The organism is Litorilinea aerophila (genome assembly GCF_006569185.2).
GTDB classification, from domain to species: Bacteria; Chloroflexota; Anaerolineae; order Caldilineales; family Caldilineaceae; genus Litorilinea; species Litorilinea aerophila.
Map to the genome: position 1 here is coordinate 25,344 of NZ_VIGC02000041.1, position 21,163 is coordinate 46,506.

19 protein-coding genes and 1 riboswitch are annotated in these 21,163 nt (G+C 66.3%); of the genes, 11 read left to right on the forward strand and 8 right to left on the reverse strand.

Annotated features, from left to right (window positions below; translation table 11 throughout):
• Positions 1-61 precede the first annotated feature (61 nt).
• The 7 genes from FKZ61_RS21730 (at position 62) to FKZ61_RS21760 (ending at position 8,004) form a co-directional block, all read left to right on the forward strand.
• Positions 62-3,307, forward strand: coding sequence for a trypsin-like peptidase domain-containing protein (locus tag FKZ61_RS21730; RefSeq protein WP_141612247.1), 3,246 nt, complete (start codon positions 62-64; stop codon positions 3,305-3,307).
• A 74-nt stretch (positions 3,308-3,381) separates the two neighbouring features.
• On the forward strand, positions 3,382-4,224 hold the full coding sequence (locus tag FKZ61_RS21735) for a polyphenol oxidase family protein (RefSeq protein ID WP_170200141.1): 843 nt from the start codon (positions 3,382-3,384) through the stop codon (positions 4,222-4,224).
• A 7-nt stretch (positions 4,225-4,231) separates the two neighbouring features.
• The gene (locus tag FKZ61_RS21740; RefSeq protein WP_141612249.1) at positions 4,232-5,464 is read left to right on the forward strand and encodes a hypothetical protein; all 1,233 of its coding nucleotides are present in this window, start codon (positions 4,232-4,234) and stop codon (positions 5,462-5,464) included.
• A gap of 117 nt (positions 5,465-5,581) precedes the next feature.
• A complete protein-coding gene (locus tag FKZ61_RS21745) occupies positions 5,582-6,325 on the forward strand; it encodes a YggS family pyridoxal phosphate-dependent enzyme (RefSeq protein ID WP_141612250.1) in 744 nt (247 codons plus the stop codon).
• A 42-nt stretch (positions 6,326-6,367) separates the two neighbouring features.
• A complete protein-coding gene (gene proC / locus FKZ61_RS21750; RefSeq protein WP_141612251.1) occupies positions 6,368-7,192 on the forward strand; it encodes a pyrroline-5-carboxylate reductase in 825 nt (274 codons plus the stop codon).
• 18 nt (positions 7,193-7,210) lie between these two features.
• Positions 7,211-7,459, forward strand: a complete 249-nt coding sequence (locus tag FKZ61_RS21755; RefSeq protein ID WP_141612252.1) for a YggT family protein — start codon at positions 7,211-7,213, stop codon at positions 7,457-7,459.
• Positions 7,460-7,584: 125 nt separating this feature from the next.
• Positions 7,585-8,004 (forward strand): hypothetical protein, encoded by a 420-nt coding sequence (locus FKZ61_RS21760; protein ID WP_141612253.1) that lies wholly within the window; start codon positions 7,585-7,587, stop codon positions 8,002-8,004.
• 213 nt (positions 8,005-8,217) lie between these two features.
• Here FKZ61_RS21760 and FKZ61_RS21765 read toward each other — a convergent pair whose 3' ends face one another.
• Positions 8,218-10,527 (reverse strand): S8 family serine peptidase, encoded by a 2,310-nt coding sequence (locus FKZ61_RS21765; RefSeq protein WP_141612254.1) that lies wholly within the window; start codon positions 10,525-10,527, stop codon positions 8,218-8,220.
• Between the two features lie 88 nt (positions 10,528-10,615).
• Here FKZ61_RS21765 and FKZ61_RS21770 point away from each other — a divergent pair, with 88 nt between their 5' ends.
• From FKZ61_RS21770 to FKZ61_RS21780, 3 genes are read left to right on the forward strand one after another with little or no spacing between them, the layout of a single operon-like run.
• A complete protein-coding gene (locus FKZ61_RS21770) occupies positions 10,616-10,999 on the forward strand; it encodes a metallopeptidase family protein (RefSeq protein ID WP_141612255.1) in 384 nt (127 codons plus the stop codon).
• A 23-nt stretch (positions 11,000-11,022) separates the two neighbouring features.
• The gene (locus FKZ61_RS21775) at positions 11,023-11,862 is read left to right on the forward strand and encodes a hypothetical protein (protein WP_141612256.1); all 840 of its coding nucleotides are present in this window, start codon (positions 11,023-11,025) and stop codon (positions 11,860-11,862) included.
• A 7-nt stretch (positions 11,863-11,869) separates the two neighbouring features.
• Entirely contained in the window at positions 11,870-12,724 is an 855-nt protein-coding gene (locus tag FKZ61_RS21780; protein WP_141612257.1) for an SH3 domain-containing protein, read from the forward strand.
• 16 nt (positions 12,725-12,740) lie between these two features.
• On the opposite strand, the gene FKZ61_RS21785 is transcribed toward FKZ61_RS21780, so the two are convergent.
• The 3 genes from FKZ61_RS21785 to FKZ61_RS21795 are packed head-to-tail and all read right to left on the reverse strand — an operon-like array spanning position 12,741 to position 16,520.
• Positions 12,741-13,853 (reverse strand): ABC transporter ATP-binding protein, encoded by a 1,113-nt coding sequence (locus FKZ61_RS21785; protein WP_141612258.1) that lies wholly within the window; start codon positions 13,851-13,853, stop codon positions 12,741-12,743.
• A 5-nt stretch (positions 13,854-13,858) separates the two neighbouring features.
• Positions 13,859-15,523, reverse strand: coding sequence for an ABC transporter permease (locus FKZ61_RS21790; protein WP_211358684.1), 1,665 nt, complete (start codon positions 15,521-15,523; stop codon positions 13,859-13,861).
• Position 15,524: 1 nt separating this feature from the next.
• Positions 15,525-16,520, reverse strand: a complete 996-nt coding sequence (locus FKZ61_RS21795) for a thiamine ABC transporter substrate-binding protein (RefSeq protein ID WP_407659967.1) — start codon at positions 16,518-16,520, stop codon at positions 15,525-15,527.
• A gap of 166 nt (positions 16,521-16,686) precedes the next feature.
• A riboswitch (TPP riboswitch) is annotated at positions 16,687-16,799 on the reverse strand.
• 346 nt (positions 16,800-17,145) lie between these two features.
• On the opposite strand from FKZ61_RS21795, the gene FKZ61_RS21800 reads away from it, so the two are divergent.
• A complete protein-coding gene (locus tag FKZ61_RS21800) occupies positions 17,146-18,117 on the forward strand; it encodes a patatin-like phospholipase family protein (protein WP_141612260.1) in 972 nt (323 codons plus the stop codon).
• On the opposite strand, the gene FKZ61_RS21805 is transcribed toward FKZ61_RS21800, so the two are convergent.
• The 4 genes from FKZ61_RS21805 to FKZ61_RS21820 form a co-directional block, all read right to left on the reverse strand.
• Positions 18,093-18,413, reverse strand: a complete 321-nt coding sequence (locus FKZ61_RS21805; protein ID WP_141612261.1) for a hypothetical protein — start codon at positions 18,411-18,413, stop codon at positions 18,093-18,095. The genes FKZ61_RS21800 and FKZ61_RS21805 overlap by 25 nt on opposite strands.
• A 244-nt stretch (positions 18,414-18,657) precedes the next feature.
• Complete coding sequence (locus tag FKZ61_RS21810) at positions 18,658-19,935, reverse strand: hypothetical protein (protein ID WP_141612262.1); 1,278 nt, start codon at positions 19,933-19,935, stop codon at positions 18,658-18,660.
• Positions 19,936-20,185: 250 nt separating this feature from the next.
• A complete protein-coding gene (locus FKZ61_RS21815) occupies positions 20,186-20,611 on the reverse strand; it encodes a YbjN domain-containing protein (RefSeq protein ID WP_141612263.1) in 426 nt (141 codons plus the stop codon).
• Positions 20,612-20,650: 39 nt separating this feature from the next.
• The gene (locus FKZ61_RS21820) at positions 20,651-20,941 is read right to left on the reverse strand and encodes a hypothetical protein (RefSeq protein WP_141612264.1); all 291 of its coding nucleotides are present in this window, start codon (positions 20,939-20,941) and stop codon (positions 20,651-20,653) included.
• Between the last annotated feature and the right edge of the window lie 222 nt (positions 20,942-21,163).

Below are 21,163 nucleotides of genomic sequence, written 5' to 3' on the forward strand. Positions count from 1 at the left end.
CCAAAATCGAAAATTGAAGTCGGGGCCTGCCGACCCCTCGCCATCCACAAAGGAGGAACCCATGGCAACAAGTTCACGTCTGCGTACCTTCCGTCTCTGGCTGGCCCTGATCGGAATCCTGGCCGGTTTCAGCCTCGCTCCGCCTGTCCAGGCGGACAGCCACCAGCCGGCCGAGCCGCCCGCCCGGGTTCCCCTGGCTGCCCAGGCCAGCACCCAGGGTCCCATCGACAACCTGGAAGATGCCCGTCAGGCGGTCATCCAGATCGAAGCGGTGGGCACCTTCATGGATCCCGCCGAAGGGCTGGTGGCCAACGCGGCCGGCAGGGGCTCCGGCTTCATCATCGACGAGACCGGCATCGCCGTCACCAACAACCACGTGGTGACCGGCGGCGCCCTCTTCAAGGTCTACGTGGATGGCTACGACAGGCCCCTCAACGCCCGGGTGCTGGGCGTCTCTGAATGTGCCGACCTGGCCGTCATCGACATCCAGGGCGAAGGCTTCCCCTACCTCCAGTGGTACGAAGGCCCCATCCGGGTGGGACTGGACGTCTACGCCGCCGGCTTCCCCCTGGGTGACCCCGAGTACACCCTCACCCGGGGCATCATCTCCAAGGCCCGGGCCAGCGGCGAAACCAGCTGGGCCTCGGTGGACCAGGTCCTCCAGCACGATGCCAGCCTCAACCCTGGCAACTCTGGCGGCCCCTTGCTGGATGCCCAGGGGCGGGTGGTGGGCGTCAACTACCGCCGCAATGAAGCCGACCAGTTCTTCGCCATTTCTCGAGACGAGGCCTTGCCCCTGATCGCCCTGCTGCGGGAAGGCCACGACGTGGACTCCATCGGCATCAACGGCGAGGCGGTCACCGATGGCCAGGACCTGTTCGGCATCTGGGTGGCTTCGGTGAAGTCCGGCTCGCCAGCCGACCGGGTGGGCCTCCAGCCTGGCGACGTCATCCTGACCATGGAAGGGGTCAGCCTGGCCACCGACGGCACCATGTCCACCTACTGCGACATCCTGCGCAGCCACAGCCCGGAGGATGTCCTTTCGTTGGAGGTGTTGCGCCTGAGCACCCAGGAGATCCTCCAGGGCCAGCTCAACGGCCGTCCCCTGGAGCCCAAGCTTTCCTTTGCCAGCCAGTTCGAGCAGCAAGGGCAGACACAGGCGGAAGCGGGTACGCCCGGAACGGCCCAGGAGCCGGCCCCGCCCGCATACGACGAGTACATGACCATCACCGACGAGCAGGGTATTTTCTCCGTGGAGGTGCCCACCACCTGGGTGGACGTGACCGATACCCCCTGGCAGGCCGGGGATGAGATCATCGGCATCAGCCTCTTTGCCTCGCCGGACCTGGACGCCTTTGCCGACGATTGGGGCGTGCCGGGCCTGCTCCTGCGCTACTCCGAAGTGCTGGCCCAGGAGATGACCACCGACGACCTGTTGGACGTCCTGGATCTCTCCAGCGACTGTACCTACAAAGAGCGTTCTCCCCTCTCGGTGGGGAACCTCTCCGGCGCCTTCGATGTCTGGGTGAGCTGTGCGGAAGCCCAGACGGCCGCGCTGGTGGCGGCGCTGGCACCTCCTGGCGGCGAGTTCCTGGTGCGCGTTGAGATTTACGTGGCGAGCGATGCCGACCTGGATGTGGTGGACCGGGTCTTCAACACCCTGGTGGTCACCCCGCCTGGCGCCCAGGTGGAAACAGCCGCGGCGACGGAACCAGCCAGCGGTGACGAGCCCCCGGACACCACCGGCCTCCAGTACGACTACGTGGCCGTGGAGGACGAGACCATCTCCGCGTTGTTGCCTGCCGCCTGGTCCGACCACTTCAGTGACGAGTGGCTCATCGACGGCGAATCCATCGGCCGCCAGTTCAGCGCCTCCACCGACCTGGCCGCATTCAACGACAGTTGGTCCATCCCCGGCGTCTTCATCTACACCGTCCTGGAGCTGGCGGATGATTTCGACCCGGTGGATGGCCTGGACGCCTCCGACTTTTCCGACATCTGCCAGTACGACGACCGGGCTCAGCACAGCCACACCATCTTCGGCGTCAGCTATCAGGGCGCCTACGACATCTGGCACAACTGTGGGGACGAGGAGAACATCTACCTGGTACTCTCTGCCGTGTCGGAGCCCCGGGATCACGCAGTGCTCATCTACTTCCTGGGTACCAGCGAGGCCGACGTGGAGGCCTTCGATGTGCTGGCCCGCAGCTTCTTCGTCTCCACCCCGGTCACCGCGCCCATCATCCAGGAGAGCCAGCAGGCCAGCCAGCCCATTGCCTACACCACCGTCGCCGACGCTGAAGGACTGGTGGCGGTGGATGTCCCCGAAAGTTGGGCGGACGTGGGCAACGAGGACTGGATCCTGGAAAATGAGGTGGTGGGCCGCATGTTGACGGCCGCACCCGACCTGGACGCCTTCATCAACGGCTGGGACACGCCCGGTGTCCTCATCGGCGCCTCCCAGCTCCTGGCGTCCTTGATGACCCCGGCCGAAGTGCTGGACCTCTTCGACTTTTCGGATGAGTGTACGGCCGATGACCGGTACGAATATGCCGATGCGGTCATCAGCGGCGTCTACGACGTCTGGCTCGACTGCGGCGGCAGCGGTGGGACCTTCGTCGTCCTGGCCGTGAACCCGGTGGCCGACGGCGACCTCCTGCTGCTCCTGCTCATCAACCTGCCCGATGAAACCGATCTGCCGGCGTTTGAGCGCATTCTCCAGTCGCTGTCGCCGGGGAACGTGGGGCGAGGCCCCGAACCGCCCGTGGCCACGGTCATCGTCAATGCCCTCAACGTGCGCAACGGGCCGGGCACCAACTACAGCCGGGTGGGCGCTGTACGCGACGGCACCGAGTTGCAGGTGGCCGGGCAGGTCAACGAATGCGCCTGGCTCTTCGTGACCACCCCGGATGGACTGGACGGCTGGGTGTCGGGCAATCCCCAGTACGTGAGCCTCAGCGTGCCCTGTGCCCAGATTCCGGCGGTGGAACCGCCGCCCCCTCCCCGCCAGAGCTCACCCGCGGCCCCGGCGGCCGGCTCTGCCCAACAGCCCGCGCCGGCCAACAGCCAGCAGGGGTGCTACCTCTTCCAGAATCACCTGGGCGCGGAGCTGACCATCACCTTCACCGGCCAGGGCGGCAGCTGGAACCAGACTTTCAAGCTGGGCCCCCAGGCGGAGGTGGAGAAGTGCTTCCCGCCGGGCCGCTATACCTACACCCTGGACGCGCCGCCGCCCTGGGGATCCACCAACGGTGAACTGGAAGTGCGGGCCGGCGACTACTACCTCTTCCCTGTGCGGGGCGAGTAGACGAGATGGTTCAAAGTCCGGAGTCCGAAGTCTGGGCTGTGGACTCCGGACTCAGGACTTCGGACTCATCCAACATGCAGCGAATCGTTCACGGCAATGGCGTAATTACCTGGACCTTCGAGGGCCTGGCCGACTATCCGGTCCAGGCCCACGTCACCACCCGCCACGGCGGTGTGAGCCCGCCCCCCTGGTCCAGCCTGAACTTCAGCGTCTCCCGGGGGGACAGCCCGGAGCGGGTCGCCCAGAACCGGCGTCGCCTGGCTGCAGCCCTGGGCTTCGACCCCCAGGCGATGGTGGCGGCCCGTCAGGTCCACGGCACCGGCGTGGCCAAGGTGGACTGGTCCGACGCGGGCAGCTGGCAGGCCGGGGTCGACGCCCTGATCACCGATGCGGCAGGGCTGCCCCTCTTCCTTACCTTTGCCGACTGCGTGCCCCTGGTGTTCTACGAGCCCCGGCGGCATGTGCTGGGCCTCTGTCACGCCGGCTGGCGGGGCACGGTGAATGGCGCGGCCGTGGCCACCCTGTGGGCCATGCAGGCGGCCTACGGCGTGGATCCTGCCTGCGTCCGGGTGGGCATTGGTCCCAGCATCGGCCCGGCCAGCTACCAGGTGGGGCCGGAAGTGCTGGAGATGGCCCTGGCCCGTCTGCCTGGCGCCTCCCGCTACTTCCACTACCCATCCAACGGCCAGGGAGAGGAGGAGGCCCGGCCCCACTTTGACCTGTGGCAGGCCAACGTGGGGCAGCTGGTGGCCGCGGGCGTCCGTCCGGAGCACATCGAGGTCAGCGGCATAGACACGGCCACCCACACCGACGACTTCTTCAGCCACCGGGCTGAGCGGGGCCGCTGCGGCCTCTTTGGCATGGTGGCCTGGCTGCTGCCCCGGGAGCCCGACACCGGGACGCAGGAGGAGGGGTAGAAACAGGATGGATGGGTGTCGATGGCCATCAGGCTCGGACAACCGGCTACGCTTTGTCCGTCTGTTGCTGCGCCTGGCGCCGGCCCTTGTGGTGTTGTTTCTGGGCTGGCCGTTTGCGGCCCTGGCGGCCGATACCGACGAGCCGGCCGAATTGACGGGAGCTCCGGCGCTGGTCAACCCCGGCTTCGAGTGTGACGTGGGCTTCCACCCGTCCACCAATCCCGTCGGGGAGACGGTGTACATCCCCGATGGCTGGAACGCCATCTTCCTCCAGGGAGCGCCCCTGGTCCACAGTGCCCGCCTCTTCTTCGAGGGCCGGGCCGACCCTGCCGCCGGCTGCCAGTCGGAGCGGGTGCACGTGGAGCGCATCGAAGGCCGGGATAGCGTGGTGGTGCGGGCCCAGGACCTGGAGACGCCGCCCACGCCTGGCAAGCCCTTCGACGTGGCCCTCTACCAACAGGTGCCTGTGGTGTCGGGCACGGCCTACAGCCTCAGCGGCTGGTTTCTCAGCCTCTGTGGCGGCAGCGCCGTGCCCAGCGACTGCCCCGACGGCTACTACATGGACAAGTTGCTGGGCCTGGATCCGGCCGGCGGCGTGGATCCCCTGGCGTCCACCCTGGTCTGGTCCAGCGACCGCCGCAACTTTGTGGATGAGGAGAACCGGCGCATCGGCTGGAGCAACCTTCGCACCGTGGCCGTGGCCCAGGCCATGACCCTCACTGTCTTCGCCCGCCTCTCCAGCCCCTTCCAGTGGCACGGCAACCACGGCTTCATGGACGCCATCAGCCTGGTGGAGGCGCCCACGGCCACCCTGGCACCGTTGCCACCGATGGTGGTGGGCAACCGGAGCCTGGAGGTTCGCTGGGACGGCGCGCTCTCCGACGACATCGCCGCCATTCCCGGCGGGACCTACCGCCTCTTCTTTGACCTGCAAGTGCGGGTCCAGGGGGAGGAAGCGTGGTACGACTGGATCGTGGGCGCGGAGGGCGCCGGGAGCGCCATCTTTACCGCCGCCTGCCTGAACACCACCTACGAGTTTCGAGTGCGCGCCCGGGCCGAGCAGCCGCCGGCGCCCCCCGAGGGAGCCTGGCCCAACCATCGCTACCCAGGCCCCTGGAGCGAGCCGATGGCCGTCTACTTTAGCCGGCCGCCCATCACCACCACGCTGCCCTTTCCCGGCACCGCGCGCCTGTACCTTCCCCTGGTGCACGGCACCGTCTATGCCGGGCCACCTTGTTGAGGGCGAGGTTGGTTGCCAGGGGCATGTTTTGCCAGCGGCCTGAATCGCTGGTACAATCGCGATGGAGTCCCAACGGGACACCGGCCCTCCGGTGTCGCTCAGTTTAAAGCTGCAGCCATGGCAACGACCCAGACAGACACCTCAGTGGATACAAACACGCCGGTGGATATTGCCGCCAACCTGGCCCAGGTGCGCCAGCGGATGGTGGCAGCCGCCCGCCGGGCCGGCCGCGACCCGGCGGAGGTCACCCTGGTGGCCGTCAGCAAGACCCACCCCCTGGAAGCCATCCGGGCGGCCTGGGCGGCCGGCCAGCGGGACTTCGGCGAAAACCGGCTGGAAGAGCTCTGGGAGAAGGTGGAGGCCGCCCGGGACGCCGGCCTGTCGGACATCCGCTGGCACCTCATCGGCACCATCCAGAGCCGGAAAACCCGTCAGGCCGTGGGGCCTTTCGTGCTCATCCATTCGGTGGACCGGGTCAAAATCGCCCGGCGGCTGAGCCGGGACGCCCTGGAAGCGGGGCAGGTCCTGGATGTCCTGCTGGAAGTGAACGTCAGCGGCGAGGAGACCAAGCGCGGTTTCGCGCCGGACGAGCTGCTGGCCGAAGCCCCGGGGATGCTTCAGCTGCCGGGGATTCGCATCCGAGGCCTGATGACCATGGCGCCCCTGGTGGACGATCCCGAGGAGGCCCGGCCCGTCTTTCGGGGGCTGCGAGAGCTGCGGGATCAGCTCCGGGCGCGTTGCCCGGAGGGCGACTGGTACCACCTCTCCATGGGCATGACCAACGATTTTGAAGTGGCCATCGAAGAGGGCGCGACCCTGGTGCGGGTTGGATCGGCCATTTTCGGCGCCCGGCAGGCGTAATCAACAATGCAACCGGCCAAGAGGCCACAGGTGTAGATGAACATGTTGGAGAACAAAAAGATCGTCTTTATCGGCAGCGGCGCCATGGGTGAGGCCATGATTCGGGGCCTGTTGAGCCACGACCTGGTCACACCAGAGCAGATTGTGGCATGCGACCCCGTGGCCGCCCGTCGCCAGCAGATGCAGGAAGCGTACAGCGTCCACGTGAGTGAAGACAACGCGGCCGCTGTGAAAGATGCCGATGTGGTGGTCCTGAGCATCAAGCCCCAGGTGGCGGCCAAAGTCTTCGCCGGCCTGAAGGGACACATCCCGCCTTCGGCCCTGGTTCTGAGCATCATCGCCGGGCTGCCCATCCGGGTCATGCAAGAGGGGCTGGGCCATGGGGCCATCGTGCGCTGCATGCCCAACACGCCGGCTCAGGTGGGCATGGGCATGAGCGTCTGGACGGCGACGGAAGCGGTGACCCAGGCTCAACGGGCCCAGGCCGAGGCCATCCTGGGGGCGTTGGGTGAACAGATTGCGGTGGAGGACGAGGGCTATCTGGACATGGCCACCGGGCTGAGCGGCTCGGGGCCGGGCTACGTCTTCCTGCTCATCGAAGCCCTCATCGACGCCGGTGTCCACATCGGCTTCAGTCGGGGTGATGCCCAGAAGATGGTGTTGCAGACCATTGCCGGCAGCGTGGAATTGATGCGGACCACCGGCCTTCACCCGGCCGATCTGCGCAATCGGGTGACCAGTCCCGGCGGCACCACCGCCGCAGGCCTTTTGGAATTGGAAAACAGCGGCGTGCGTGCGGCGCTGGTGCGGGCTGTGGTAGCCGCCTATCGGCGCAGCCAGGAGCTCGGCGCCGTGTATGACGAGTAGCATGAAAAGAGAGTGCCCATGATCACCTTGTTAATCATTTTGTTGCAGCTGTACAGTTACGTGTTGCTGGCGCGGGCTCTGGTGAGCTGGATCCCGAACCTGGATCCCTACCATCCCCTGGTTCAGTTCCTGTACCAGATCACCGAGCCGGTCCTGGAGCCGATCCGGAAGTTGGTGCCGCCCCTGGGCGGGATCATGGACATCTCCATCATCATCGCCTTCTTCCTGCTGATCGTCCTGGAACAGCTCCTGCGCTCATTGGCCTGACAGAAAGGAGAGAGCACATGGCTGGCACACTCAGGCGTCCACAGGGATGTGGAGACCGGGGCCATATGGCGCCAGGTGCTGTAACTCGGAGGGGCGCCGGCCCCCTGGCAGGATTAGCCAGGCGAATGGGACGGGGGCGTCAGCGCTGGCTGGCAGGCCTCTGGAGTGTCCTGGTCGCCCTGACCCTGGTGGCTTGCCAGCCTATCCAGCCGGTGGCCTCGGAGCAGGGCGAGGTGACCACCTTGCCGGAAGGAGCGGTGGACGTGTCGAGCCTGTCAGAGGTGGAGCAACAACTGGTGGCCCAGGCCCGGGCCGACCTGGCCCAGGAGCTGGGGGTAGCTGCCGAGGAGATCCAGGTGGCCGGGGTGGAGGCCGTGGACTGGCCAGATGCCAGCCTGGGTTGCCCGGAGGAAGGGATGATGTACGCCCAGGTTATCACCCCGGGCTACCGCATCGAGCTCCGCGTGGATGGAAACAGCTACGAATATCACACCGGCAACCAGCCGGACGGTCCCATGGTGCGCTGCGAACCCACAGATTCTTGAGTAGGGGCGGGCCGCCGTGCCCGTCTGCTGTCGCCAGTCACGAAAGGGCGCCGGTTTGTGGTAGGGCGGCTCCCAGCCGCCCGATGGCGCCACATCCGGGTGGATGAAAGGACGGCGACGCCTGCGCAGCATGTAGGGGCGAATCACGATTCGTCCTGCCTGCGACGGGGCGCCGGTTTCGTAGGGGCGGGCCCTTGGCCCGCCCGCTGTTGTTTAATCCTCCCTGGACTCAATGAAAGGCAGCCACAGGGTCGGGACGACGAAGGTGAGGTCCACCCGTTTTTGCAGGTGCGTGCCCGGTACCACCACCCACATCACCATGGGCTCCCGTTGTCCCGCCGGAATGGTGACCGTGGTGGTGATGGTGCCGCTGATGGTCAGGGTGGCCGTGGGCGTCACGCTCCCCGTGCTGGCAAAGACCTGGACCGGCAGGCCATCCCCGACCGGGTTGCCGTAGGAATCGGTGACCCGGAAGGTGAGGGGCAAGGAGTAGCTCTCTGCTGGCGGGAACAGGGCCGGCAGGTCCAGGGGCCCCTCGATCTCCGTGGCCGGGCCGGGCTGGATGGTCACGGTGACGTTGGCCCGCAGGTGGCCAATTTGGGCGCGGATGGTTGTCTGGCCCGCCCGGGTGCCGGCCTGGAAGGTGTCCGTGTACACGCCGTTGTGGACCACCACATCCCGGGCGGTGCTGCCGTCGCCGAAGGCGCCCAGGTCGGTGACCAGGGAAATGGGCATCTCTCCAGCCATGGGTTGACCCTCATCGTCCAACAGCCGCAGGGTCAAGCTCCCCGTTTGGCCTACCTGCAGCGTGGAAGGGGTCACCGTGAACTCTACCTGGACAGGCTCCGCCTGGACGTAGACGGGGGTTTGCCCGGCGGCCTGACCCACCTGGAGATGCAGGGTATAGTCGCCTGCCGTGATCGGCGCCTGGAACTGGAGGGTCGCCACGCCCCGCTCGTTGCTGAGGGTGCCCGTTATCACTGCCTGGGGGGGCAGCTCCTCACCGGCCGGCCCCAGGCCGTAGTAGACCACCGCACCACCCACCGGCAGGGAACCGGATCCCTGGTCCGGCGTCACCACCCGGACGAGGAAGCTCACCGCTTCCCCTTTGAAGACCACCTGGGGCGAAGAGGCCAGGGGCTGCAGCCCCAGATCGGCGGAAGCAGCCAGCAGGGCCGCGTGCGCGTTGATGCGCCCGAAACCCAGGGACGCATCCCGGCCGGGCGCGGTATCTCCGTTCACGTCCTCGGCCGTTTCCTGAATCAGCGCCCGGATCTGGTCCCGGCTCAGGTCAGGGCGCAGGCTCCACAGGAGGCCCGCCAGGGCGGAGACGTGGGGCGTGGCCATGCTGGTGCCGGAGAGGGTACCGTAGCCGCCGTTGCGGTAGGTGCTGAGGATGCCGGCGCCCGGCGCGGCCACTTCTACCTCCGTCCCCTGGTTGCTGAAGGAGGCCCACTGGTCGTTGGCGTCGGTGGCGGCCACGGCCATGACCTGGGGGTAGGCGGCCGGCCAGTAGACCGGCGGCGACGGGAAGCCAGGGCTGTGGTTGCCGGCGGCCGCCACCAACAACAGGCCCTGGCGGTAGGCGTTGTCCACCGCCACGCGCAGGGCAGATGGATCGGTGTTGAGGGTGAGGCTCATGTTGGCAATCCGGGCGCCGGCCCTCACCGCGTAGTAGAGGGCGTCGATCAGGTCGTCGATGTAGCCCCGCCCCTGGGCATCCAGCACCCGCAGGGGCAGGATCTGGAGCTGCCGGCCCAGGCCGGCGATACCCTCGCCGTTGTTGGCCGTGGCCGCCAGGATGCCCCCCACGTGGGTGCCGTGGCCGTAGGGGTCGTTGGGCTCGTTGTCTTGCTCCACCCAGTCCCAGCCGTAGAAGTCATCCACAAAACCATTGCCGTCATCGTCCACACCGGCCACACCGGCCAGCTCAGCCTGGTTGTGCCAGAGGGGCGCGTTCACCAGGTCGGGGTGGGTGACATCGAAGCCGCTGTCAATGAGGGCCACGGTGATGGCGGGGCTGCCCTGGCTGATGCCCCAGGCAGACAGGGCCCCGATCCGTTCCAGGGCCCACTGTTGGGGCAGCAGGGGATCGTTGGGCGGCGGCTCCTGGGGCGGATTCAGCAGCAACCTGGACGCGGCCTGGATGCGGGCGTTGAACTCGGCGAAGCGGATAAAGGGCGCCTGGTCCACGGCTGCCCGCCGGACTTCCATGGCGCTGTACAGCTCTGCACTGCTGGCCAGCACCGCCTCATCCGCAGGTCGGGCCGCGATCAGCCCGAATTCCGGCCAGCGACGGGTTAGCTCCAGCCCGTTTGCCTGCAGCCAGGCGCGGAGTTCCGCTTCCGACGGCTCGCCTTCCAGGCCCAACAGCAAGGTGGATGGATCCACCTCTGCCTCCGCTTCCAATGCCGATGCGGCCGGCGTGTCGGTCACCATTTGGGGCCGTGCCTGAACCTTCCACCCTGGCATGACCAGCCCCACAACCAGCAACAGGGCCAAAATGGGCCGCCTGATCTCCATGGTCCCTCTTTCGTTTTTGTGCTAAAATCTCCCTGCAACCATTTTCTGTGTCCATTTTCGAATGTTCCCGGCGAATACGCAAACAGCCATGGATACGATTTCACTGGAACGCTTTGAAGAGTTGGTCGAAGAGGCGCTGGACTCCATCCCCGAAGCCCTGTGGGCTGCGGTGGACAACCTGGCTGTGGTGGTGGAGGAGTGGCCCACCCGCCAGCAGTTGGCCCAGGTGGGGATGCGCCGCGGCCAACTGCTGCTGGGCCTCTATGAGGGTGTGCCCCTGACAGAGCGGGGTCAATACTACAGTCTGGCGCCGCCGGACAAAATTACCATCTTCCGCCAGCCCATTCTCCAGGTCTGCCCGCCGGGGGATGAAGACGCCATTCGCCAGCAGGTGCGGCGCACCGTGCTCCATGAAATTGCCCACCATTTTGGCATCAGCGACGAGCGTCTGTGGGAGCTGGGCGCCTATTGACGGTCAAGAAGGGGAGGCATACGTTGGTTGGACTGCATCTGACGAATCGTAGACGGCCGTTGGCCTGGTTGACCCTCTGGCTGCTGGCCCTCGTGGTGGCCGGCTGCTCTGTGCCGGGCATCCCCTTGCCGGAGCTGCCCATCGATCTCTCCGATGTCCCCGGCATTCCCGATGGGCTGCAGGAGTTCCCGGACCTGCTGGGGCAGTTGGGCCTGCCGGATCTCAGTCAGCTGGAGAACCTGCCGGTGCTGGAGGATCTGCCGGCCCTCCAGGCTGGACCCGGCGCCATCATCTACAGCGGCCCGCTGGAACGGCGCCTGGAAGTGGGTCAGGCCATTCCCGGCACAGATATCCGCCTGACGGCTATCAGCGCCGACGGCGCCCAGTTCGAAATCGCCGGCCTGCGTAGCGTGCGCACCGTGGGCGACTCCCTGGACTACGACGGGCCGTGGCCGGGCCTGGCCGGGGTGACCTACAACCTGCGCCTGCGCATCTACCAGGTGACCGACCGCACCGTGCGGGCTGCGGGCGTCCATCGCCTACACATCGAGAACATCACCCCGACCCCTGCCGAGGTCGACCTGGGGGCCAACACCCTCAAGTTTCCCTTCACCACCAGCGCATCCAGCGGCCAGCTCTTCACCGGCATGACCATCGGCTTTCTGGGCAGCGAAGCCCGGGGCGCGCAGCTGAGTGGCCTGCCCGAGGGCGAATATCCCTACCGCAAAGTGGGCGACAGCATCCGCTGGCAGGGCTACCTGCGACCGGACATTCCCGTGGATTATCAGGTACGGGTTTTGTACTACACGGAGAACAGTGCCCGGGTGGGCGGCATCGTCACCGTCGCCCTGCCCGTCCGGTGAGGGTTGTATGGCACAGGACAGCTATCGCATCCAGTTCAATACCCGCAGCGAATTTCACCGCAGCGCCGGCCACCCACCGTTCCAGGCCATCCCCGCCCACTACTACAACATCACCGACTCGGAGGCCTGGCCGGTGGCGGGACTGCTGGTGCTGCTGGATGGCAAAGGCCAGCCGGTGCGGGCCGAGCTTCACCTGTACGAAGATCAGCCCAGCCACGTCCACGAAGCTGCCATCCGCCAGAGCCGGCTCCTTCTCCAGGAGCGCTACACCGGCGACGATCCCCTGCCCCTGCGCATCATGCAGACCTACCAGCACCGGGACGCCATGCACGTGCGGCTCTCCACGGTGACAGATGCCACCCCCCAGACGCCACCCCGCGGCACGTCTTCCCGCCTGCTGGTGGCGGCCCTGGGGATCGCGGTGATGCTCTTCCTGGTCTGGCTGGTGGCCTTCTACCAGCCGGGCGGTACCCCCGATGAAACGGCAGCCTCGGCGCCCGCCGGCTCGGAAACTCCCGGCCCCAATGTGGTGGCTGCCCTGTTCACCAACCAGTCGGACGGCGGGGAGGCGGAAGAAGTGCTGCCGCCCAGCCGCAACGCCCATCCCGGCATCGGCATCGGGGTACGGGTCCAGATCGCGCCGGGGCTCCGCCTCACCCTGCGCAGCGAGCCCGGCCCCAACGCCGGCGAGGTGCGGGGAGCCATGGAGAGCGGCCAGACGGCCCTGGTGATCGGGGGGCCGGCCTACACCCGGGGCGATCAGGACACCATCGTCTGGTGGTACGTCCAGTTGGATGACGGCACCGAAGCCTGGGCCGCTGCCAACACCAGCACCCGCACCGTTCTTCTCCCGGTGGAGTGAGGGTGGAGAAAGGGCATCACAGCAGGGTCATCAGCCCGGGGTGGATGGCCAGCTCGATGGATGCGCCGGGATCCGGCAGGCGCAGGACCGGCTCCCCGCCGTCGCTGGAGAGGCTGTAGGCCGGAAGCTCGAAGTGCAGCCGTTCCATGCCCTGGCTGCCGGCCACCTCCAGCTCGATGCCGTAGTGGCTGCCCCGGAACGATCGCCGCGTCAGCTTCCCCTCCAGCCGGAACGACCCCGGCAGCTCCCCTTGTCCAGGCCAGCGGGCCGCCTCCGGCCGGATCAGGAGGGTGTAGGATCCCGCGGCGCGGCCGGCTGCATCGGGCGGTGCGGGCAGTTCGCCCAAAGGCGTCCGCAGGCGTCCGTTGCCGGGCTGCTCCAGGGTGGCGGGAATCAGGTTGCGGAAGCCCAGGAAGCGGGCCACGAAGGGCGAGGCCGGGTGGGTGTAGACGGCTTCCGGCCGGCCCACCTGTTCGATGCGTCCCCGGTTCATCACCACCACCCGGTCGGCCAGGGCGAAGGCCTCTTCCTGGTCGTGGGTGACGTAGAGGGCCGTCACCCCCACCCGGGTCAGGATGCTGCGCAGCTCCACCATCAGCGCATCCCGCAGGGACTGGTCCAGGTTGCCCAGGGGCTCGTCCAGCATCAGGAGCCGTGGGTTGGGCGCCAGGCTGCGGGCCAGCGCCACCCGCTGCCGTTCCCCGCCGCTCAATTCGAAGATGGAGCGTTCGCCGTACCCCTCCAGGTTGACCAGGTCCAGCATCTCCGCCACCCGGCGTTGGATTTCCGCTGCCGGCCGGCGGGCCATGCGCAAGCCGAAGGCGATGTTCTCCGCCACAGACTTGTGGGGGAACAGGGCAAAGTCCTGGAACATGAAGCCGAAATGGCGCCGGTGTACGGGCAGCTCCCGCAGGTCCTGGCCCTTGAGCAGGATCTGCCCCGTGTCCGCGTCTTCCAGGCCGGCGATGACCCGCAGCAGGGTGGTCTTGCCGCAGCCGCTGGGCCCCAAGACACAGAGGATCTCCCCGGCGTAGACCTCCAGGTGGATATCCTGTAGGGCCACGGTGGTCTGGCCGTAGCGTTTGCTCACCCCGATCAGGGTGAGCATGGGCTGGGTGGTCGTGGTCATCGTCGTCAAAACTCGCCGATATCCTGGAAGCGGAAGCGTTCGATGGCCAGGAGCCCAGCGGCCGAGACCACCATCAGGATGGTGCTCATGGCCAGGGCCTGGCCGTAGTTGAGCAGGCCCGGCTGGCCCAGGGCCCGGTAGATGACCACCGGCATGGTGGGTACATCGGGCCGGCTGACCAGCAGGGTGGCGCCGAATTCCCCCAGGCTGATGGTGAACGCAAAGGTGGCGCTCACCAGGACGGCCCGGAAGAGGATGGGCACGTCCACCTCCCACCAGCCTCGCCACGGAGGCGCGCCCAGCACCGCCGCAGCCTCCCGCAGCCGCGGGTCCAACCCCCGCAGGGCCGGCAGAAAGGTGCGCACCACAAAGGGCGAGGCGATCAGGCTGTGGGCGATGGGAACCAGGGCCAGGGAGGTGCGCAGGGGACCCATGGAGATGATGTAGCCGAAGCCCAGGGTCACCGCGGAGGTGCCCAGGGGCAGCAGGAAGATGGGATCCAGCAGGGCGGTGACCCAGCTCCGGGGGCGGGCCAGGAGGTAGGCGCTGACGATGCCCAGAAAGAGGCTGAGCACCACGGTGGCCATGGCGAAGAGCAGGGAGTTGCGCACCGCGGTGAGGGGCGGCACGAAGAAGGCGCTCTGGCGGCGGTTGACGGCCAGCTCCCGGTAGTAGGCCAGGGTGAAACCCTCTCCGCCCAGGGTGAAGCTGCGCCAGGCCAGGGCCAGCAGGGGGGCCAACAGCAGGAGCAGGGTCACCACCAGGATCAGCCCCAGGCCGAGCCGCTGCCAGGTACCGGTCACCGGCCGGGCTGTCCGCTCCTGGGGGCGCATCTCCAGGGGCAGGCTGGCCCGGGCCTGGAGCCGGGTGTAGACAGCCATGATGGTGAAGGTGATGGCCATCTGCACCAGGCTCAGGAAGGCGGCCACCGGCAGGTTGAAGAGGCTCACTGCCTGCCGATAAATTTCCACCTCCAGGGTCGCATAGCGGAGTCCCCCCAGGATGAGGACCACCCCAAAGCTGGTGAAGCAGAAGAGAAAGACCAGCAGGCTGGCGGCCAGAATGCTGGGGGCCAGCAGGGGCAGGGTGATCTCCCGGAAGAGGCGCCAGCGGCTGGCGCCCAGCACCGCGGCTGCCTCTTCCAGGTGGGGGTTGAGGTGGGCCCAGAAGCCGCCCACCGTGCGGACGATGACGCTCACGTTGTAGAAGGCGTGGGCCAACAGGATGATCCAGACTGTCTGCAACAGGCGGATGGGCGGTTCATCCAGGTGGAACCACTCCTGGAGCCACTGGTTGAGCAGGCCGTTGTCGCCCACCAGGGTGATGAACGCGGTGGCCACCACCACCGTGGGCATGACAAAGGGGATGGTGGTCAGGGCCCGCAGCAGGCTCTTGCCCGGAAAGCGATAGCGGGCAAAGGGGTAGGCCACCGGCAAACCCAGGATCAGGGTCAGCCCGGTGGAGGCGGCTGCCTGCCAGGTGGTGAACCAGAGCACCTTCCAGAAGAAGGGCTGGCGCACCGTCTGCTCGATGCCGCGCAGGGTCCATGTTCCCTCCGGCCGGAAGCTGGTGGCCAGAATGTGGCCCAGGGGATAGAGGTAGAACCCGGCCAGAAAGAGCAGCGGCAGCGCGTAGAGCAGATAGAGGGGCAGCCGGCTGAGTTTTCGCACCCTACCGCAGCATCACGTTGGTCCAGGCTTCGATCCACCGTTCCCGGTTGGCGTCGATGGCCGCCGGATCCAGTTGGGCGGGCTCGGCCGGCTTCTCCGCAAAGCGCACAAAGACCTCCGGCAACTGGGCGTTGACGTTGGCCGGGTAGACGAACATCTGCAGGGGGATGTCCTCCTGGAAGGGCACATCCAGCATGAAGTCGATGAGCTTGCGGGCCTCCTCGGGGTGGGCCGCGCCCCGCAGCACGCCCACGAACTCGATCTGGCGGAAGGTGCCGCCCGGCGGCGAGATGTTGACGCTGGCCGGTTCGGTGCGCCCGTCGGTGGCGTAGACCACGTCCGCAGGGGGGCTGGTGCTGTAGCTCACCACCAGGGGACGGTCCCCGCTGCCACCGGAGCCCACGGTGAAGTGGTCGAAGTAGGCCTCGCTCCAGCCGTCGGTCACCAGCACGCCGTTCTCCTTCAGGGCCTGCCAGAAGTCCAGGTAGCCATCTTCACCGAAGTAGGCCACGGTGGTGAGCAGGAAGGCCAGGCCCGGCGAGGAGGTGGCGGGGTTTTGCACCACCAGCAGGTTGGCGTACTCCGGCTTGATGAGGTCCTCCAGGCTTTGGGGCAGGGGAATACCCCGTTCCTCAAACCAGGCCCGGTCTGCGTTGAGGTTCACGTAGCCATAGTCCACCGGCAGCAGGCGATTTTCCGGGTCCAGCTTCAGCTCGTCGTCGATCTGGTCCAGCAGGGGCGAGGTATAGGGCTCGAAGATGTCCGCATCCAGGGCCCGGCTCAGGAAGGTGTTGTCCACGCCGAAGAAGACATCCGCCAGGGGGGCATCCTTGCTCAAGATCACCTTGTTCAAGGCCTCCCCCGCGTCCCCCAGCTGGAGGAACTGCACCTGGATCTGGTTGCTCTCTTCGAACTGGGCCAGGACCTCCTCGCTGACGTTGAAGGAGTCGTGGCTGGCCAGCACCACGGTGGCCGGTTCGGCTTCGCTGGTGGACATGTTGGCCGGGGGTGCCACCGGCTGACAGGCTGCCACCAGGAGCAGGCTGCAGAGAAGCAGGAAGAAGGTTTTCCGGTTCATCAGGCCCTCCGTTTTGAATAAAACAGATTGATGCGCCAAGGCGGATAAAAAAACCTTACCCGATTGGGTAAGGTGAGTTTCCCAGGGAAAGTGGGCTATGGTTTCCTCCGCTGGCATTACCCAGATCAGGTCCATTGGGTCGGTGGCAGGTCGGCCACCCTCTCAGCCCGGCGCTTCCGAGCTCCCCGTCTGTGATGTCGGCCGCCAGGCTCAGAACCCGCGACCCTTCTGCGTTTCAGTCTAGCACACTCCGCTGAAATCGTCGAATTATCCCCCCACCTGTGGGGCCAGAGGTCCCCCGGGAGACATGGCCACCGCCCTGTAGGCGCAGCTCGCAGCTGCGCCTATGTCTCCGTCGCTTCACCCGCCTGAATCTGTGAAACCGTGCGGTCGGAGACCGCACCTACGGTTTGGTGACGGATCTGACAGAAGAATATGCCTTCATTCCCTATGCTGAATGTGGTATGATGGCAGGGAACGATGCCCCATTCGGGGGGGCGCCCTCGAATGAAATTGGTGGAAAGTGTTGGTAGGGAGTCGAAATATGCGCGCGTTTGTCCTGAGTGGTGGCGGAAATCTGGGTCCCCTTCAGGTGGGTGCGCTGCGGGCTCTGCTGGAACGGGACATCCGCCCCCAGATGCTGGTGGGCTGTTCGGCCGGCGCCCTCAACGCGGCGTTCCTGGCCCGGGAGCCCACCCTGGAACAGGTGGAACACCTGGCCGACATGTGGCGCCAGGTGACCCGACAGGATGTCTACCCCAACGGCCGGCTGAGCGTCCTCTGGCGCTTCCTGAGCGGCCAGGACAGCCTCTACGACAACCGCCGTTTCTATGCCTTCTTGCAGCGCATTGGCGTTAGCCCGGCCTGGACCTTCGGCCAGATCCAGGGCGCCAGGCTGTACGTCACGGCCACCAACCTCCGTACCGGCCAGCTCCATGTCTTTGGCGACGACCCCAACGACCGGGTTCTGGATGCCCTCATGGCCAGCACCGCCCTGACCCCGCTTCACCCGCCGTGGACAGTCAACGGCGAGCGGTACATTGACGGCGGAACGGTGACCCCTCTGCCCCTGCGGGTGGCCCTGGAGCGCGGGGTGCGGGAGATCTACTCCCTGCACATCGTCAGCGCACGGGAGGAAGAAGAAGAGCCCGGCCTGGTGCGCGGCGTGGTGGGGCTGCTCCGGCGCAGCGTGGCCACCATGTTACGCCTCCAGGCCCAACACGACCTGCTGCTGACAGAAGAGCGCCAGGGGAAGATTCGCCTGCACCACATCCGGCTCTCCACGCCCAACCCGCCCAAGGCCACCGACTTCAGCGGTGAGGAAGAGATGTTCGACCTGGGGTATCGGCAGGCGGTGGCCTACCTGGAGCAGCGGGCAGGAGCGTCCACTGTCTCCGGCCGTGGGAGCAGCGTCTGGTGGCGCCGCCTGGCCGAAGCCGTCGGCATCCCCAGGCGGATGGAGATACCCCCGCCGGAGCGGCAAGTGGCCGGTCAGGAAGCGCTTCCGCCCTGCTGATCCCGGGCACACTGGGGACAGTGGCGGGGATCTTCCAGCTCGATGAGGTGCTTGCCGCACACGGCAAAGGTCACCTCCACCCGCTGGCGCAGAAATTTCCGCCGCACCTCTGCTTCCAGCATCAGGTCCGGGCAGTTGGTTTCGATGAGGATCTTGGGCACCGGGCAGGTGTTACACAGGGAGCGGTGCCAGGGGTAGGGGTTATTGGGATTGGCCGCCAGCAGGCGGCATTCCTCCTTGTTTTTTCCTCGAAAATAGTCACCGTAAAAGTATCGACAGTTGACCGGTTTATTCATGGATTTTTAGCACAGAGACAGGGCGGCGCCACGTCCGCAGCCCCAGTCGCGGAGTTGCGAACGTGGCCCCATGTCTGAAAAAAAAAGACCGCCAGCTTCGGGCCAGCGGTCTTGCCTTCCCGGACGGCCAGGACCCGATCCGCCTCAGTACAGTCTGGCGTAAATACCACGGCAGAAATTCCGGGTGCCCTCTGGGCGCACTACCTCTGGCGGAAACCATCGGCGAATTTCTGCCGGGATTTACTCAGTTCTTCCAGAAGGGTGATTCATCGTCGTCTGGGTAGTCCGGATAGTCCGGGTAGTCCCAGTCGGCGTTCATGAGGCTTTCCGGGTCGATGAAGAGCCGGTTGGCCAGCTCCTCTTTACGTTGCTGCTGTTCCGGCAGCAGGCGGCCGAATTCATATTCCAGGCTGATCAGGGTTTCCAGCTCCGCTTCCAGCAGGTGATAGTCCTCGTGGGAAAGGGGCACGCCGGGCCGCCGGGCTGCGTGGAAGTTGCTCACATACTCCTCGTAGACCGGGCAGGTGTCGGCGTCGGCCTGGGCCTCGTCCTGGAAATCCCGGTAGTCCTGGAAGTCGCTGTCCAACTCATCCACCAGATCTTCCAGCGCGTCCACCGCGGCGATCCAGTCCTCGTCGGTCTCCAGATTTTCCTCGGCCGGTTGGCGGCTATAGGTGACGCCGGGCAGGCGGCCTGCACTGTTGGGCGCCACCTCCCGGAAGTCCCGATCTTCCTCCAGCCCGGAGAGATCCAGGGTGTAGCCCATGTCCTGGGTCAGGCGCAGCATGCTGTATTCCTGGAGGACGTAGTGCAGGTCGTCGGGCGGCGTTGGGTCGCTGTAGCACCCCCGCCCGATGAGCCGGGCGGCCAGTTCCCAGGTGGGCATGGCCAGGCGGGTGCGGCGATCCTCGGCCACGATCTCCTCGGCCAGCAGGGCCAGCTGGATGTTTCGGTGTTGAATGGCCTGCTCGTCCCGGCTCTCGCTGGGCTGCAGGCGCATGGTGTAGTGGCCGGCGATGCTGTCCACCACGCCGATGATGATGTCGTCCCGGCTCTGGCCTCCCTGTTCCTCGATCCAGGCCACAAAGTCGCTGCCCAGCCGGAGGGACCAGGTCTTGTGCTCGATGGCAGCCACGGCTTGCACGGTGGGTCCTCCCCAGAGCTCAACGGTCAGCACCCGGTCGTCGGGCCGGTAGGCCTGGAAGAACTGCGGAAAGAAGGCGATATGTTCCAGCTCATCCAGGAGAAGGAAGCCACGGCGCAGCTCGTCGTTGTTCAGGGTGTGGCGGTACCAGGTATTGGCCAGCAGGTGGGAAAGCCAGCCATATCGCCCGGGCGCGACCGGAACCGCCTGGAAGAGCTGGTTGATGGCCCGATAGACCGCGCTACGGGCACTTTTGCCCAGGGGGCGTTGGCTGGCCACCTTGGCCAGGAGCGCGTCCACGCTCAACGGCTGGCGGGAGGCACTCAGCGCATTGGCAACACAGCTTGCGTAGCTGGGAAACCGTTCAGATTTACTCATACCCCACTTCCTTCTCACGGGTGCGTACCCCCTCTGGGGGCTGCCGGGGTGTCGCCATGGCGCCTGACCCCTGCCCCCTACCGGGGCGCATCCCCTTTCTCGCAGTGTCGCTGGACACGTCCCCCAGTGGCGCGCTCACGGCAGTGCACTCCTGTCACTGCCGACCCGCAGCTCTCTCAAGTGGGACGTACCCATGTCGTTGAAACTGGCGTTATTATCGCGCAGATGGGGGGAAATGTCCATCATTTTTCTAATCGGATTCCGCTGGGAGCGCCGGTGACCGGTAGTCCGGTTCCGTGGCCAGGCGCATCAACTCGCCGCCCAGCCGCGCCGCATAGTGGCGCAGGGTGTCCAGAGTCTGGGCGAAGGCGGCGTAGCTGAAGCCGGACCGGGGCAGCTCGGCCAGCAGGTTCACATCGCCATCCTCGTCCAGGCCAAAGTAGGCCAGCCGCATCTGCTGGTTCAGGGCCAGGAGGGTGGCGTAGAGGCGCGCCCGACAGGCAGGTTGGACGGCGGGCAGAAAAGGGCTGACGGCAAAATGGATCCAATCCGGGCTCAGGGCCACGTAGAGGTCGTATGCCCGCCTGTCCTCCGTGGCAAAGGTACTGCACCAGACCTGGTCATCCAGCACCTGATAGGCCCAGGCGTAACGTTGAAAGTAGTCGCCGATTTCCATGCCCTTCCTCCTGGCCGGAGTGCTCCTGGGGTGGTTCGGCTACTCGGCCAGCAAGGCCTGGGCGATGCTTTCCCACTCTTCGGCCAGGGACTGATGGGAGACGGGCTTTCCGGCCCGCCGGTACCAGTAGGCCGCGTTGCCCGGGTCCCCTTCCACCCGATGGAGGTAGGCGTGAACCCAGGCACCGGTGGCGTCGTCCTGGGCCTGGGCCAGGCTGTGGGCTTTGTCCCACTCGCCCCTGGCTTCGTGCCAGAGGGCCTGGAGGGCCAGGCTCAAACCGGCCGGCGGCTGGGCCTGTTCCAGGGATTGACGAAATTCTTCCAGGGTCATGGTGGTTGTCCTTTCTGTCTTTTGTGTAGTTGGAGGGGTAGACGGTAGACGGTAGACGGTAGTCAGTAGTCGGCGCATGCTGTCTACCGACTACCTGTCGTACATCAGCACATCGTGTTGGGAATTGAGAACCTTAACAACTGAAAACCATCAGCACATCGTGTCATTCCAGACGTTGATTGGTCAGGGCGGCTGGAATGGCAAGGGTGCGTTGGAAGAGAC